Annotated in this window: 1 protein-coding gene; it reads left to right on the forward strand. The window is 47.6% G+C overall.

What is annotated here, in order from left to right; translation table 11 throughout:
* The coding region (locus JUI58_RS27550; RefSeq protein WP_204102145.1) for a CHAT domain-containing protein at positions 1 to 330 on the forward strand (330 nt) is incomplete at both ends.

Raw genomic sequence — 330 nt, forward strand, 5'->3', positions numbered from 1 at the left:
GCAACAGTCAAGATGGACTATTGCGGCTGCAAGATATCTATAACCTCGATCTCAATGCCGAGTTAGTGGTTCTCAGTGCTTGTCAGACGGGCATCGGGGAAGCGGTTAGCGGGGAAGGAGTAGTGGGTTTGACGCGGGGTTTTATGTATGCAGGAGCAAAACGGGTCGTAGTGAGTTTGTGGGATGTGAATGATGCGGCAACTGCTAACTTAATGACCGATTATTATGAACAGATGTTAGAAGATGGATTGGATGCTGTTTCTGCCCTGCGAGAAGCACAGTTGCAAATGTGGAAAAATGGGGAGTTTCCTTATAAATGGGCGGCGTTTA

It is taken from the genome of Spirulina sp. CCY15215 (genome assembly GCF_016888125.1).
GTDB lineage: Bacteria > Cyanobacteriota > Cyanobacteriia > Cyanobacteriales > Spirulinaceae > CCY15215.